This is a genomic window from Caproiciproducens galactitolivorans (assembly GCF_026672255.1).
Classification (GTDB): Bacteria; Bacillota; Clostridia; order Oscillospirales; family Acutalibacteraceae; genus Caproiciproducens; species Caproiciproducens galactitolivorans_A.
In genome coordinates, this window is record NZ_JAPOHA010000005.1 from 140,218 (window position 1) to 153,191 (window position 12,974).

At 50.0% G+C, this 12,974-nt stretch carries 22 protein-coding genes; all 22 read left to right on the forward strand.

Going from position 1 to position 12,974, the window contains the following annotated elements; genetic code table 11:
• Position 1: 1 nt before the first annotated feature.
• The 22 genes from rplX to OUY18_RS06575 all read left to right on the forward strand — a co-directional run bounded on the left by rplX (position 2) and on the right by OUY18_RS06575 (position 12,893).
• Entirely contained in the window at positions 2-322 is a 321-nt protein-coding gene (gene rplX / locus OUY18_RS06470; RefSeq protein WP_268057939.1) for a 50S ribosomal protein L24, read from the forward strand.
• A 16-nt stretch (positions 323-338) separates the two neighbouring features.
• Entirely contained in the window at positions 339-878 is a 540-nt protein-coding gene (gene rplE, locus OUY18_RS06475; RefSeq protein WP_268057940.1) for a 50S ribosomal protein L5, read from the forward strand.
• A 12-nt stretch (positions 879-890) separates the two neighbouring features.
• Positions 891-1,076 carry a type Z 30S ribosomal protein S14 gene (locus OUY18_RS06480; protein ID WP_268057941.1) on the forward strand — a complete coding sequence of 62 codons (186 nt, stop codon included), beginning with the start codon at positions 891-893 and terminating at the stop codon, positions 1,074-1,076.
• Positions 1,077-1,099: 23 nt separating this feature from the next.
• Positions 1,100-1,498 (forward strand): 30S ribosomal protein S8, encoded by a 399-nt coding sequence (gene rpsH / locus OUY18_RS06485; RefSeq protein WP_268057942.1) that lies wholly within the window; start codon positions 1,100-1,102, stop codon positions 1,496-1,498.
• A 15-nt stretch (positions 1,499-1,513) separates the two neighbouring features.
• Positions 1,514-2,062: a 50S ribosomal protein L6 gene (gene rplF, locus OUY18_RS06490; RefSeq protein ID WP_268057943.1), complete on the forward strand. Its 549-nt coding sequence runs from the start codon at positions 1,514-1,516 to the stop codon at positions 2,060-2,062.
• Between the two features lie 18 nt (positions 2,063-2,080).
• Positions 2,081-2,440 (forward strand): 50S ribosomal protein L18, encoded by a 360-nt coding sequence (gene rplR, locus OUY18_RS06495; RefSeq protein ID WP_268057944.1) that lies wholly within the window; start codon positions 2,081-2,083, stop codon positions 2,438-2,440.
• A gap of 15 nt (positions 2,441-2,455) precedes the next feature.
• Positions 2,456-2,953, forward strand: a complete 498-nt coding sequence (gene rpsE, locus OUY18_RS06500; protein WP_326492983.1) for a 30S ribosomal protein S5 — start codon at positions 2,456-2,458, stop codon at positions 2,951-2,953.
• A gap of 15 nt (positions 2,954-2,968) precedes the next feature.
• Complete coding sequence (gene rpmD / locus OUY18_RS06505) at positions 2,969-3,148, forward strand: 50S ribosomal protein L30 (protein ID WP_268057945.1); 180 nt, start codon at positions 2,969-2,971, stop codon at positions 3,146-3,148.
• Positions 3,149-3,162: 14 nt separating this feature from the next.
• Positions 3,163-3,603: a 50S ribosomal protein L15 gene (gene rplO, locus OUY18_RS06510; RefSeq protein WP_268057946.1), complete on the forward strand. Its 441-nt coding sequence runs from the start codon at positions 3,163-3,165 to the stop codon at positions 3,601-3,603.
• A gap of 1 nt (position 3,604) precedes the next feature.
• Entirely contained in the window at positions 3,605-4,939 is a 1,335-nt protein-coding gene (gene secY, locus OUY18_RS06515) for a preprotein translocase subunit SecY (RefSeq protein ID WP_268057947.1), read from the forward strand.
• 16 nt (positions 4,940-4,955) lie between these two features.
• Positions 4,956-5,588, forward strand: coding sequence for an adenylate kinase (locus tag OUY18_RS06520; protein ID WP_268057948.1), 633 nt, complete (start codon positions 4,956-4,958; stop codon positions 5,586-5,588).
• Positions 5,589-5,590: 2 nt separating this feature from the next.
• Positions 5,591-6,343, forward strand: a complete 753-nt coding sequence (gene map, locus OUY18_RS06525) for a type I methionyl aminopeptidase (protein WP_268057949.1) — start codon at positions 5,591-5,593, stop codon at positions 6,341-6,343.
• 11 nt (positions 6,344-6,354) lie between these two features.
• Complete coding sequence (locus tag OUY18_RS06530; RefSeq protein ID WP_268057950.1) at positions 6,355-6,621, forward strand: KOW domain-containing RNA-binding protein; 267 nt, start codon at positions 6,355-6,357, stop codon at positions 6,619-6,621.
• Between the two features lie 3 nt (positions 6,622-6,624).
• Positions 6,625-6,843: a translation initiation factor IF-1 gene (gene infA / locus OUY18_RS06535; RefSeq protein WP_219964955.1), complete on the forward strand. Its 219-nt coding sequence runs from the start codon at positions 6,625-6,627 to the stop codon at positions 6,841-6,843.
• Between the two features lie 30 nt (positions 6,844-6,873).
• Positions 6,874-6,987 carry a 50S ribosomal protein L36 gene (gene rpmJ, locus OUY18_RS06540; protein ID WP_054324039.1) on the forward strand — a complete coding sequence of 38 codons (114 nt, stop codon included), beginning with the start codon at positions 6,874-6,876 and terminating at the stop codon, positions 6,985-6,987.
• 38 nt (positions 6,988-7,025) lie between these two features.
• The gene (gene rpsM / locus OUY18_RS06545; RefSeq protein ID WP_268057952.1) at positions 7,026-7,394 is read left to right on the forward strand and encodes a 30S ribosomal protein S13; all 369 of its coding nucleotides are present in this window, start codon (positions 7,026-7,028) and stop codon (positions 7,392-7,394) included.
• An 18-nt stretch (positions 7,395-7,412) separates the two neighbouring features.
• Positions 7,413-7,823, forward strand: coding sequence for a 30S ribosomal protein S11 (gene rpsK / locus OUY18_RS06550; protein ID WP_268057953.1), 411 nt, complete (start codon positions 7,413-7,415; stop codon positions 7,821-7,823).
• A gap of 33 nt (positions 7,824-7,856) precedes the next feature.
• Entirely contained in the window at positions 7,857-8,483 is a 627-nt protein-coding gene (gene rpsD / locus OUY18_RS06555; protein WP_268057954.1) for a 30S ribosomal protein S4, read from the forward strand.
• A gap of 73 nt (positions 8,484-8,556) precedes the next feature.
• A complete protein-coding gene (locus OUY18_RS06560; RefSeq protein ID WP_268057955.1) occupies positions 8,557-9,510 on the forward strand; it encodes a DNA-directed RNA polymerase subunit alpha in 954 nt (317 codons plus the stop codon).
• 38 nt (positions 9,511-9,548) lie between these two features.
• Entirely contained in the window at positions 9,549-9,890 is a 342-nt protein-coding gene (gene rplQ, locus OUY18_RS06565) for a 50S ribosomal protein L17 (protein WP_268057956.1), read from the forward strand.
• A gap of 80 nt (positions 9,891-9,970) precedes the next feature.
• Complete coding sequence (locus tag OUY18_RS06570; RefSeq protein WP_268057957.1) at positions 9,971-10,420, forward strand: DUF523 domain-containing protein; 450 nt, start codon at positions 9,971-9,973, stop codon at positions 10,418-10,420.
• Positions 10,421-10,637: 217 nt separating this feature from the next.
• Positions 10,638-12,893 carry a hypothetical protein gene (locus OUY18_RS06575; RefSeq protein WP_268057958.1) on the forward strand — a complete coding sequence of 752 codons (2,256 nt, stop codon included), beginning with the start codon at positions 10,638-10,640 and terminating at the stop codon, positions 12,891-12,893.
• The last annotated feature ends 81 nt before the right edge of the window (positions 12,894-12,974 follow it).

Below are 12,974 nucleotides of genomic sequence, written 5' to 3' on the forward strand. Positions count from 1 at the left end.
GATGAATAACAAGATTCATGTAAAAACGGGTGACACCGTCGTCATATTAAACGGCAAGGAACGCGGCAAGCAGGGCAAGATTATGGCCGTCAGCCCGAAAGAGGGCAAGGTCATCGTTGAGGGCCGCAACATGGTTTCCAAGCATGTAAAAGCTCGCAAGATGGGTGAACAGGGCGGTATTATCAAAGCCGAAGGCGCCATGTACGCCTGCAAGGTTCAGGTCGTTTGCCCTCGCTGCGGCAAACCCACGCGTGTCGCACATAAGATTTATGAGGACGGCACCAAGGAACGCATTTGCAAAAAATGCGGCGAAGCGCTGTAAGGGAGGATAAAACGACATGGCAAGACTTAAGGAATATTACCAAAAAGAAGTCGCACCCGCAATGATGAAGAAATTCTCATATAAAAGCGTTATGCAGATTCCGAAACTCGAGAAAATCGTCATTAACGTAGGCGCCGGCGAAGCGAAAGAAAACGCAAAGGTAATTGACGCCATTTCAACCGACCTCGCAACAATTACCGGCCAAAAGCCGATGATCTGCAAAGCAAAGAAATCGGTTGCGAACTTCAAGCTCCGCGAGGGCATGAATATCGGCGTTAAGGTAACACTCAGAGGCGACAGAATGTACGAATTTATCGACCGTCTCTTTAATGTGGCGCTTCCACGCGTCAGGGACTTCAGGGGAATCAACGCGAACTCTTTCGATGGCCGCGGAAATTACAACATGGGCGTTAAAGAGCAGCTGATTTTCCCTGAGATCGAGTACGATAAAATCGACAAGGTCCGCGGAATGGATATTTGTTTTGTAACAACCGCGAAAACCGACGAGGAATCCAGAGAGCTCTTATCGCTCATGGGCGCCCCGTTTGCGAAATAAGGAGGGAAAATTGTGGCCAAAACTTCTATGAAGATCAGACAGAGCAGGGGAGCAAAATATTCTTCCCGCGAATACAACAGATGTAAAATCTGCGGCAGGCCGCATGCCTACCTTCGCAAGTTCGGAATATGCCGTATATGCTTCAGGGAACTTGCCTACAAGGGCGAGATTCCTGGCGTGAAAAAGGCCAGCTGGTAAAGCTTAGCAAAGGAGGTAACGGTATGCAGATTACAGATACAATTGCTGATTTGCTCACCCGTATTCGCAATGCAAATTCTGCAAAGCACGATTCGGTTGACATTCCCGCTTCCAACATGAAAAAGGCCATTGTGCAGATTCTTGTTGACGAGGGCTATGTGAAGAATTATACGGTTACAGAGGACGGCAAACAGGGCATTATCAAGGTAAATCTCAAATATGGCGAGAACAAAACCTCCGCCATTAACGGTCTGCGCAGAGTCAGTAAGCCAGGCCTTCGCATTTATTCCAATGCAGAGGAGCTGCCGAAGGTTATGAAAGGCCTCGGCATTGCCATCATTTCTACTTCAAAGGGCGTTATGACCGACCGTCAGGCCCGCAAAGAGAATATCGGGGGCGAAGTCCTCGCATTTATCTGGTAACAAGGGGGTGCAGTAATGTCGCGAATTGGAAGAAAACCCATAAATATTCCCGCTGGCGTCACCGTTCAGGCTGACGGCAACGTAATCACGGTAAAAGGACCGAAGGGTACGCTTACCCAGAAAGTCCATCCGCACATGAGTGTTTCCGTCGAGGGCAGCGAGGTCATTGTTACCCGCCCCAACGACGAAAAAGAAAACAGATCTCTGCACGGCCTGACCCGCACGCTGATTCACAATATGGTTATCGGCGTAACGGAAGGCTTTAAGAAGGAGCTTGACGTTTTGGGCGTCGGCTACCGTGTGCAGAAGCAGGGCAAGAACCTCGTGATGAATCTTGGCTATTCACATCAGGTAATTGTTCCGGAAACCGATGGTATTACCATTGAGTGCCCGTCTGCGAACAAAATCGTAATCAGCGGTTCCGACAAACAGCAGGTCGGTCAATTTGCCGCCGAAATACGTGAGAAACGTCCGCCGGAGCCGTATAAGGGCAAGGGTATCCGCTATACCGGCGAGTTTGTACGTCATAAGGAAGGCAAGGCCGGTAAGGGCGCCAAGAAGTAAGTAAGGAGTGAATAACAAATGGTGAATAAGGCTGACACAAACAAAGCCAGGCTTAACCGCCACCGCAGGGTGCGCGGAAGGATTTCGGGCACAGCAGAGTGCCCGCGCCTGAATGTATTTCGCTCTACCACCAATATCTACGCCCAGATTATCGACGATGTCAAGGGAGTTACTTTAGCAGCAGCTTCCACACTGGACAAGGATTTCAATGGTAATGGCGGAAACAAGGAAGCCGCACGCAAAGTTGGCGAGCTTATTGCCAAGCGTGCCGCTGAAAAGGGCATCACCGAGGTCGTTTTTGACCGCGGCGGCTATATTTTCCACGGCCGCGTCAAAGAGCTGGCCGAAGGCGCCCGTGAGGGCGGCCTCAAGTTCTAAGAAGGAGGAATACTTTTGGCTAGAATTGACGCAGCAACTATGGAACTGAAAGAACATGTAGTTGCTATTAATCGTGTATCCAAGACCGTAAAAGGCGGCCGTATCTTCAAGTTTGCCGCACTCGTAGTCGTCGGCGACGGAAACGGTACAGTCGGCTTCGGAATCGGCAAAGCGGGCGAAGTTCCCGACGCGATCCGCAAGGGCATTGAAGACGCGAAAAAGAACCTGATCAAGGTTGCAATGCGCGGCTCCACAATCCCGCACGAAATCATCGGCGGCTACGGCGCAGGCAGAGTTTTAATGAAACCTGCCGCCCCCGGTACCGGCGTTATTGCCGGCGGCCCGGTCCGTGCGGTTGTTGAAGCGGTCGGCATCAGGGATATCAGAACAAAAGCCCTTCGTTCCAACAATCCATGCAATGTAGTCAGAGCAACTTTGGACGGCATGTCCAAGCTGCGCACAGCCGAGCAAGTCGCTGCGACACGCGGCAAATCGGTTAAAGAAATTTTATAAATAGGGGGTAGCAATATGGCACAGCTTCAAGTAAAGCTGATAAAGAGTCTTATCGGCAGCAAAAAGGACCAGATTGCAACCGCCCAGGCTCTTGGTCTTTTTAAGATAGGCGATACTTCGGTACAGCCCGAAAATGAGCAGACCAAAGGCAAGGTGGCCAAGATAATCCACCTCATCGAGGTAAGCAAAGCGTAAGGAGGTGCGAATAAATGAAGTTGCACGAACTATCTGCGGTACCCGGTTCCACAAAGGAGACGAAGCGTATCGGCAGAGGACACGGTTCAGGTCAGGGAAAAACTGCCGGCAAGGGTCATAAAGGTCAAAAGGCCAGGGCAGGCAGAGGTATGCGTCCCGGATTCGAAGGCGGCCAGATGCCTTTGCAGAGACGTATCCCGAAGAGAGGTTTCAATAATATTTTCGCAAAGAATATTGTAGCCGTTAATGTCGGTGTGCTGAATCAATTCGACGACGGTGCTGTGGTTGACACACAGGCGCTGATCGATTCCGGTATTGTGAAAACATGCTGCGACGGGATTAAAATTCTTGGAAACGGCAATTTAAAGAAAAAACTTACTGTGAAGGTTACTGCTTACTCCGAAACCGCAAAACAAAAGATAGAAACCGCGGGTGGAAAGGCAGAGGTGATCTAAGTTGTTTAAAACACTTAAGAATGCCTGGGGTATCCCCGATCTTCGGAAGAAGATTCTGTTTACACTTTTTATCATTATGGTTTTCCGCTTCGGTGCTGTTATTCCGGTTCCGTTCCTCAATGTAACCGCGTTGAAGGGACTGATGAACACGGTCGACAAGACCGGTTCGGCACTGAGTTATCTTGATATGCTGTCCGGCGGCGCTTTTGCAAACGGTACGCTGTTTGCAATGAGTGTTACGCCATACATCAACAGCTCCATTATTATGCAGCTCCTGACAGTCGCGATTCCCGCTTTGGAAAGACTGGCGAAGGAAGGCGAAGAGGGCCGTAAAAGAATCGCCACCTACACCCGCTATGTAACGGTTGCACTTGGTCTGATTCAGGGTACCGCGTATTACTTCTATCTGCGCAACAGCTCCTATCAGGGTACGCCGATTGCGAAGTACACAAAGGGCTGGCAGGAAGTTTTCGCAGCCTTCGTCATTATCATGGTGTTTACCGCCGGTACCGCATTGATGATGTGGCTGGGCGAGCAAATCAACCAGCATGGTATTGGCAATGGTATTTCCATACTGCTGTTCGCCGGCATCGTGGCAAGAATGCCGCATACGATTAATCTGCTGGGACAGTATATACAGGCTGCCAATCAGGATCCGTCCTCTTACGGCAAGTACTACTTCTTTGTACCGCTGTTTGTAATCGTATTCCTGATCGTTATCTGGGTCATCGTTTTCATGAACGACGCGGAACGCCGCATCCCTGTTCAGTATGCGAAACGCATGGTGGGCAGAAAAATGTACGGCGGCCAGAGCAGTCATATTCCGATCAAGGTCGGTATGTCCGGCGTTATGCCGATTATTTTCGCAAGCTCCATTCTCTCAATCCCAAGTACGATTCAGTTGTTCCTTGGCCAAAGGGTCATGACCGGCTTCTGGAAGAGCTTTTTCGACGCTTTTTCCACCACCGGTGTACTGTATTCGTTGGTTTATTTCCTGCTGATTATCATGTTTGCATATTTCTATGTAACAATTCAGTATAATCCGATTGAGATGGCCAATAATCTTCGTCAGAATAATGGCACAATCCCGGGTATCCGTCCCGGCAAGCCTACTTCTGATTATATTGCGAGGATTCTTTCCAAGATCACTCTGATCGGCGCTCTGTTCCTCGCGGTGATCGCTCTTCTGCCAATCATCTTCGGCGCCTTTACCGGCATGCACAACATGATGATCGGCGGTACGTCCATCCTGATTCTGGTTGGAGTTGCACTTGAAACCGTGAAGCAGATGGAGTCTCAGATGATGATGCGCCATTACAAAGGCTTCCTTGATTGATAAGGAGTGAGAGAATATGAAGCTGATACTTCTCGGCGCCCCAGGCGCCGGTAAGGGTACGCAAGCAGAAGTGATCTGCGGGCGTTTCAATATTCCAACAATTTCTACGGGCAACATTATCCGTGAAGCGCTGAAAAGCGGCACTGAAATGGGAGTTCGCGCAAAATCCTTCGTGGATGCGGGCAAACTTGTTCCGGACGAGGTCGTTATCGGGATCATTCAGGAGCGTTTAGCCAAGGATGACTGCAATAACGGTTTTGTGCTGGACGGTTTTCCGCGCACGATTCCCCAGGCCGAGGCTCTGGACAAAATGGGCATTCCGATCGACAAGGTAATCGATATTGAGGTTCCCGATGAAGTCATCGTGCAGCGTATGTCCGGACGCCGTGTCTGCGAGAGCTGCGGAGCCAGCTACCATCTGCTTTACAATAAGCCGGATGTCGAGGGCGTTTGCAGCAAATGCGGCGGCACCCTTGTTCAGCGCAAGGACGATCACCCGGATACGGTGAAAGAGCGCTTAAAGGTATATCACGAGCAAACCGAACCCCTGAAGGGCTATTATTCCAAGCAGGGTAAGCTTTGTGTCGTAGAAGGGCAGGAAGACGTTGCGAGTACAACGAAACGGATTCTTGCCGCAATCGAGGCGTAATCATGATAGTGCTAAAAACCAGCCGTGAACTCAAAATTATGAGGGAAGCGTGCAGGATATCTGCCAACGCACTAAAGCTGGCCGGCAAAGCGGTTGAGCCCGGGGTATCCACCTGGGAAATCGACCGCCTTGTCCGCCGCTACATCGAGGAACAGGGCGCAACGCCTTCCTTCCTCGGGTACGGCGGCTTTCCGGCGAGCGCATGTATTTCCGTAAACGATGTGGTTATCCATGGCATACCCCATAAGGGAACCATTTTAAAACAGGGCGATATCGTCAGTGTTGACGTAGGCGCTGTTTTCGAAGGCTTTAACGGAGACAACGCGTACACATTTCCGTGCGGCGATGTCAGTTCCGAAGCGCAGGCCCTTATGGATACAACACGCGAAAGCCTTTACGAAGGAATCAAAGCCGCAAAGGCCGGTGGGCGCATCGGCGATATCGGCAGCGCGGTTCAAAGGTATGCCGAAGCTCGCGGTTACTCGGTGGTACGGGATTATGTCGGCCACGGAGTAGGTGCGAAGATGCATGAAGACCCTAGCGTTCCTAATTACGGCACACCCGGCAGGGGTGTGCGCCTGTTGCCAGGCATGACTATCGCGATTGAACCAATGATCAACCAGGGTGTAAAGGAAGTAAAAACGCTGGCGGACGGTTGGACGACCGTAACTGCCGACGGAAAGCTTTCCGCGCACTTTGAGCATTCCGTCGCCATTACCCCGGACGGTCCTGTAATTTTAACATTACCGGATTGAGGAGGGTGACGATGGACTTTGTCAGAGGACTGGTTGTTCGGTCGGCCGCGGGGCGCGACAAGGGAGGCTTTTTCGCCGTGCTGGAGGCGGACGACGTTTATGCCGTTATTTGTGACGGGAAACGCCGCAGCCTTGATAACCCCAAAAGGAAAAAGCTGAAACATTTATCTGCGACCAAAACCGTACTGGCCGAAGGTTCAATGCAGACCAACCGTGAAATACGATGTGCTCTCAGGGGCTTTAACGCCGGGAGCCGTTTTCCACATGAGGAGGGTTAACATATGTCGAAACAGGACGTAATAGAAACTGAAGGCGTAGTAACCGAAGCGCTGCCAAACGCAATGTTCATGGTAGAGCTTCCTAATCACCATACGATACTCGCGCATATTTCCGGCAAGCTGCGAATGAACTTCATCCGCATTCTGCCGGGCGACAAGGTCACAATTGAGCTGTCGCCTTACGACTTGACGCGCGGGCGCATCACATGGCGTTCAAAGTAAAACAAAGACTCGCTAAGGGAGGGCGCACAAATGAAAGTAAGACCTTCTGTCAAAAAAATTTGTGAAAAATGCAAAATCATCAAACGCAAGGGTAAGGTCATGGTAATCTGTGACAACCCGAAGCATAAGCAGCGCCAGGGATAATTTGGCGCAGACCTATTAACAATGGAGGTGCAACCAATATGGCGCGTATATCAGGTGTTGATCTGCCGAGAGATAAGCGCATCGAAATTGCTCTTACCTATATCTTCGGAATCGGACGCAGAACCGCTACAGAAATCTGTTCGGCAACAGGCGTCAACCCGGACACCCGTGTAAGGGATTTAACAGAAGACGATGCGGCGAAACTCAGAGAATATATTGACCATAACTGCCGCGTGGAAGGCGATCTTCGCCGCGACGTAGCATTTGACATTAAGAGACTCATTGAAATCGGCTGCTACCGCGGGATTCGTCACCGCAAGGGTCTGCCGGTTAGAGGCCAGCGTTCCAAAACCAACGCGCGCACGCGCAAAGGCCCGAGAAAGACAATGGCCAACAAGAAGAAGTAATAGGGAGGGATTCTAAAAATGGCAGCACAAAAGGGCGCAGCTAAAAAAGGCACCGCAGTTCGCAGACGCCGTGAGCGTAAAAATATAGATCGCGGAGCCGCTCATATCCAGTCCACCTTTAACAACACGATTGTTACCATTACCGATGTGCAGGGCAATGCGGTGTCGTGGGCAAGTTCAGGTGAATTAGGATTCAGAGGTTCCAGAAAGTCCACTCCTTTTGCCGCTCAGACCGCAGCTGAAACCGCCGCGAAAGCAGCGATGGAACATGGTATGAAAACGGTTGAGGTTTTTGTAAAGGGACCGGGAGCCGGCCGTGAAGCGGCAATCCGCGCACTTCAGGGCGCAGGTCTTGAAGTCAGCATGATTAAAGACGTTACCCCGATTCCGCATAACGGATGCCGTCCTCCGAAGAGAAGACGCGTATAGTATAAAACCGATAATAGGAGGTGCAACCATAATATGGCAAGATATACAGACGCTGTGTGCAAACTTTGCCGCCGTGAAGGACAGAAGCTGTTTCTGAAGGGCGCAAGATGCTATACAGATAAATGCGGGGTTACCCGCAGAGCATACGCCCCGGGCCAGCATGGCCAGGGCCGCAAGAAGACATCCGAGTACGGCCTGCAGCTTCGTGCAAAGCAGATGACAAAACGTTACTACGGTGTTTTGGAGTCCCAGTTCAGAAGTTACTACGACCTTGCGACGAAAAAAGAAGGTAAAACCGGTGACGAACTGCTGGCAATTCTGGAATCCCGCCTCGATAACGTCGTTTATCGTCTTGGCTGGGGAAGCTCCAGAGCGGAAGCCCGTCAGCTCGTTGTTCACGGTCACTTTAACGTGAACGGCAGAAGGGTCGACATTCCTTCCTACCTTACAAAGCCGGGTGAAGTCATTTCCATCCGCGATAAGAGCCGCCAGAGTGTCAAGATTAAAGCGGTTGTTGAGGAAAATGCGTCCCGTCCGGTTGCGAAGTGGCTTGACGTGAATCGTGAAACACTGGAAGGCAAGGTACTTGCATTGCCGACCCGCGAGGATATTGACCTGGCAGTCGATGAGACTCTCATCGTTGAGTTGTACTCCAAATAATGCCGTTTCTTAACAGCATAGATCAAACATCATGGCTGATAATGAATCCGCTATATGTCAAGGAGGGTCGCTAATGATCGAGATTGAGAAGCCAAAAATTGAAACAGAAGAGTTAAGTAATGACGGAACCTACGGCAAATTTGTCGTAGAACCGCTTGAGCGGGGCTTTGGAACTACCTTGGGCAACTGTCTAAGGCGTGTCCTTTTATCGTCGCTGCCGGGTGTAGCAGTCACATCAATCAAAATAGACGGCGTTCTTCATGAGTTTTCCACCATTCCCGGAGTGAAAGAGGACGTCACCGAGATAGTGCTCAATATCAAGGGATTGACCGCCAAGCTCCATTGCGACGGCCCAAAAACAGTTGAAATCTGTGCGGAGGGTCCGTGCGATGTAACGGCCGACTCTATCAAGTGCGACAGCGAGGTTGAAATCCTTAATCCCGAGATGCATATTGCAACTCTGGGAGAGGGAGCAAAGCTGTATATGGAATTGACCCTGGACAAGGGCCGCGGATATGTTCCCGCCGAAAGGAACAAGCAGAACCTGAACGCAAATGTAATCGGCGAACTTCCGGTGGATTCCATTTACACTCCTGTTTATAAGGTGAATTATAATGTTGAGCCAACCCGTGTAGGCCAAAGCATCGACTTTGACAAGCTTACACTCGAAGTTTGGACCAACGGAATTATCGGAGCGCAGGAAGCGGTTTCTTTGGCCGCGAAAGTCCTTACCGAACATCTGAACCTCTTTGTTGATTTGTCCGACAAGGGCAGCAGCACCGAGATCATGGTGGAAAAGGACGATAAGGGCAAGGAAAAAGTGCTCGAAATGACAATTGAGGAACTCGATCTTTCCGTCCGTTCCTTCAACTGCCTGAAGCGTGCCGGTATCAATACGGTTGAAGACCTGATCAATAAATCCGAAGAGGATATGATGAAGGTTCGCAACCTCGGACGTAAATCCCTTGAGGAGGTTGTCTGGAAGATGGCCTCCCTCGGTTTCAATCTACGCAAGGACGATGAATAATCCCTTGTGCAAACCTAAGGTAAAGGAGTGATATTTCGATGCCCGGAACCAGAAAGCTCGGAAGAGACACTGACCACAGAACCGCCATGCTGAGGGCGATGGTTACCTTTCTTTTAGAGAACGGCAAAATCGAAACCACAGTGACTCGCGCCAAGGAGGTCCGCTCCATGACCGAGAAAATGATAACGATTGCGAAGGAAAACAACCTTCACAACAAGCGCCTTGTAATGGCTTTCGTTACAAAGGAAGACGTAGCGAATAAGCTGTTTAATGAGATTGCTCCGAAGTATGCCGATCGCAACGGCGGTTATACGCGCATCAGCAAGCTTGGCCCCCGCCGCGGTGACGCCGCCGAGATGGGAATTATCGAACTCATTTAAGATAAGCATTTTTGAAAGGCTGCCGGGTTACGGCGGCCTTTTTTGCTGTCATTTATTAAACAAGATAAGGATGAGGTAGTATGTATGTAGTCAGTTCCTGTTTAGCGGGAATTCCTTGCAGATATGACGGAAAAAGCTGCGCGAACAAGGTTGTCGTTGAATTGGTGAAGCAGGGGAAGGCCGTTCCGGTTTGTCCGGAGCAATTGGCCGGTTTGCCTGCCCCGCGGCCATGCTGCGAGATTCTCGCCGAGCAAAGCGGGAAGAAAAGAGTGATGAACGCAGACGGAAAAGACCTTACAAAAGAATTTGTGGACGGTGCGCAAAAGGCCCTTCGAATCGCGAAAGAGAAAGGAATCACAAAAGCGATCCTAAAGTCCAAAAGTCCATCGTGCGGGTGCGGGTGCATCTATGACGGAACGTTTTCGGGCAAAACAATCGCAGGGAACGGAATAACTGCGGAGCTTTTCCTAGAAAATGGAATAGAAGTGCTGACGGAAAATGAGGCAGATAAGCAAAAGGCCTTCCCTTAAGCGGCGATCTTCATGTATTTTATTCCATAATTGTAAAATACAGAAAATTTATCAGACATACCTTGGGGCATAAATAAGACTATATCCGGCAAAAAGATTGCCAATAATTACAATAAAGAATTATTCTTGAATTCGATTATTTCCAGCTTATTTTCCTATAAAATGAAGTCTGTTCCAGCAATGGGAAAATTCATTTACAAATGAAAGGAAATGAGCAATGAAGAGGAGAATTCAGGCATTAAGCATGGTTCTGGTACTGTCGCTTATCGTTTCTGTGTTCGGAAATACGGCGGCCTTCGCCGCGGCCGCGACGAAAATTACTTTTCCGGAAGAAACGAACGCGTTTCAGTCCATGCAGTTAAACGCAATGTATTATGGTCTGGAGGTGGATGTCAGTAATCCGGACGTAACCCTTACGGCTGTTTCGAGTGATCCGTCTATCGTAGATATTCAGGAGGAGAAGGAGACAAGCGGTTCCGGTAACTTTTATTTTGACCTTGCGGCACGCAAAAACGGCGAGGCTACGCTAACCTTTACCACTTCCGACGGCGTATCCGCAACGAAAACGATTACGGTAGAAGGTACGGGCGAGCCGACTTACACAATGACCTCAGATGTAACAGGCGATTTCTCGCTTAACAAGGGCAGCAGTAAAATCGTTAAAATCCATTTTGAAAATAAGGATGTGGATACATATTCTTTTCCGATTATAAGCGCCCAAACGCAAGATACGATAAAATCCACATTGATTGATATTGATATGGACAACAACGACTATTATTACCGTTTAGACGCGGTTGGCAATGTGGGCCAGAATGACGATTTGTACATCGGGGCATTCGGGTTTATTCCGAATAAACTGTGTACGGTATCCATCATTCAGAATAAAGACCTTCATTTGGATACCACATCCGAATATATCTGCAATACCGGTGACAAATATCATTTTATTGCCTATACCGATTCAGGCATCAATCCGGAAATCAATGTAGACAACAAAAATGTTTCCGTTACTTTTGTAACAACGGTATACGGCGGTTATGAATATGAAGTGGAAGCTATGCACCCGGGTACATCCCTGATTACCGCGACTTTGAACGGGGAAACGGCTTCCTTCCCGGTTACCGTTAACCAGGAAGACGATTTTCCGATTGTTAATCCGATTACGCCAAGCGCGGTCAGCCTTTCACAGGGAGATTCCTACACCTACAAGGTAACCGCGATGGGCGGCGGCGTTCCGACCATTGTGCCGGATACGGATGGCGTGGTAACCGTAGAACTTGAGAAAAAAGACGGAACCGATTATTACTTCCATGTTACCGCGGTCGGACAGCCGTCCAGCCAAACCAATCTGAGCGTCATGTTCCCCCAGAGCACGTATGATGATTACCGTGTCGATCTTGGCAGCATAACGGTTAAGGATGGCGGTACGCCGGCGCCGAAGTCGGATACCAATGATAACTTTACGCTGAAGAAGGGCGAAAGCTATACCTTTACAGTCAGCAACGCGACCGACTTCCACGCGGGTTCTTCCGGTGTCTTCAAAATCGAGAAAGTCAGTACCTCCGGAAGCGAAACAAAATATAAAATCACGGCGGTCGGAACTCCGGGGCAATCCGCGGGCTTTTATATGAGCGCGCCGGGCTATCCCGCACAGAAGGTTTGTGTGGTCACCGTGGGCGCTCCCGCCCCGAAATCCGATACAAATTCGGATTTCACCTTAAAGCAGGGCGCAAGCTATACCTTCAAAATCAGCAATGCAACCGATTTCCACGCGGGTTCTTCCGGCGTTTTCAAAATAGAGAAGGTCGGTACCTCCGACAGCGATACGAACTATAAAATCACGGCGATCGGCGCTCCGGGGCAATCGGCGGGCTTTTATATGGCCGCACCGGGCTATCCGACGCAGAAGGTCTGCGCGGTTACCGTGGGCGCTCCCGCTTCCGCCCCTGCCCCGAAATCCGATACAACCTCTGATTTCACCTTAAAGCAGGGCGCAAGCTATACATTCAGAATCAGCAATGCAGCCGATTTCCACGCGGGTTCTTCCGGCGTTTTCAAAATCGAGAAAATCAGTACCACCAAAAGCGATACGAACTATAAGATCACGGCAATCGGCGCTCCGGGACAGTCGGCGGGCTTTTACATGAGCGCGCCGGGCTATCCGACGCAGAAGGTCTGCGCGGTTACCGTGGGCGCGCCGGACCCCGTAACCATTCGGTCCGATACCAATTCGGATTTTAGTCTGGCGAAAGGTGCTTCCTACCAGTTCCAAATTACAGCGCCCGGCGCTTCTTCCGTTTCTTTCACAAGCGGCACCGGCGGCGTATTCCAGATTACCTTCCTTCGCCATACGGGCGACAATTTCTTCTACAAAATTACGGCGATCGGCAAAACCGGTCAGCAATCGGGTATCTACGCTTCCGTTCCCGGCCAGGCGGCCAAAAAACTCTGCGTTGTTACCGTTAAATAAAATTGAACCCCAAAACGAAAGGACCGCCAATTTCGGCGGCCCTTTTTCTTTTTGATCTTGAATAAAATAAATTTTCGGTTT

What these genes read in the sequence shown, in the direction of transcription:
- rplX (WP_268057939.1), top strand. Translation starts at nt 2, where the DNA reads ATGAATAACAAGATTCATGTAAAAACGGGTGACACCGTCGTCATATTA.
- rplE (WP_268057940.1), top strand. Translation starts at nt 339, where the DNA reads ATGGCAAGACTTAAGGAATATTACCAAAAAGAAGTCGCACCCGCAATG.
- rpsH (WP_268057942.1), top strand. Translation starts at nt 1,100, where the DNA reads ATGCAGATTACAGATACAATTGCTGATTTGCTCACCCGTATTCGCAAT.
- rplF (WP_268057943.1), top strand. Translation starts at nt 1,514, where the DNA reads ATGTCGCGAATTGGAAGAAAACCCATAAATATTCCCGCTGGCGTCACC.
- rplR (WP_268057944.1), top strand. Translation starts at nt 2,081, where the DNA reads ATGGTGAATAAGGCTGACACAAACAAAGCCAGGCTTAACCGCCACCGC.
- rpmD (WP_268057945.1), top strand. Translation starts at nt 2,969, where the DNA reads ATGGCACAGCTTCAAGTAAAGCTGATAAAGAGTCTTATCGGCAGCAAA.
- rplO (WP_268057946.1), top strand. Translation starts at nt 3,163, where the DNA reads ATGAAGTTGCACGAACTATCTGCGGTACCCGGTTCCACAAAGGAGACG.
- OUY18_RS06520 (WP_268057948.1), top strand. Translation starts at nt 4,956, where the DNA reads ATGAAGCTGATACTTCTCGGCGCCCCAGGCGCCGGTAAGGGTACGCAA.
- map (WP_268057949.1), top strand. Translation starts at nt 5,591, where the DNA reads ATGATAGTGCTAAAAACCAGCCGTGAACTCAAAATTATGAGGGAAGCG.
- OUY18_RS06530 (WP_268057950.1), top strand. Translation starts at nt 6,355, where the DNA reads ATGGACTTTGTCAGAGGACTGGTTGTTCGGTCGGCCGCGGGGCGCGAC.
- infA (WP_219964955.1), top strand. Translation starts at nt 6,625, where the DNA reads ATGTCGAAACAGGACGTAATAGAAACTGAAGGCGTAGTAACCGAAGCG.
- rpmJ (WP_054324039.1), top strand. Translation starts at nt 6,874, where the DNA reads ATGAAAGTAAGACCTTCTGTCAAAAAAATTTGTGAAAAATGCAAAATC.
- rpsM (WP_268057952.1), top strand. Translation starts at nt 7,026, where the DNA reads ATGGCGCGTATATCAGGTGTTGATCTGCCGAGAGATAAGCGCATCGAA.
- rpsK (WP_268057953.1), top strand. Translation starts at nt 7,413, where the DNA reads ATGGCAGCACAAAAGGGCGCAGCTAAAAAAGGCACCGCAGTTCGCAGA.
- rpsD (WP_268057954.1), top strand. Translation starts at nt 7,857, where the DNA reads ATGGCAAGATATACAGACGCTGTGTGCAAACTTTGCCGCCGTGAAGGA.
- OUY18_RS06560 (WP_268057955.1), top strand. Translation starts at nt 8,557, where the DNA reads ATGATCGAGATTGAGAAGCCAAAAATTGAAACAGAAGAGTTAAGTAAT.
- rplQ (WP_268057956.1), top strand. Translation starts at nt 9,549, where the DNA reads ATGCCCGGAACCAGAAAGCTCGGAAGAGACACTGACCACAGAACCGCC.
- OUY18_RS06570 (WP_268057957.1), top strand. Translation starts at nt 9,971, where the DNA reads ATGTATGTAGTCAGTTCCTGTTTAGCGGGAATTCCTTGCAGATATGAC.
- OUY18_RS06575 (WP_268057958.1), top strand. Translation starts at nt 10,638, where the DNA reads ATGAAGAGGAGAATTCAGGCATTAAGCATGGTTCTGGTACTGTCGCTT.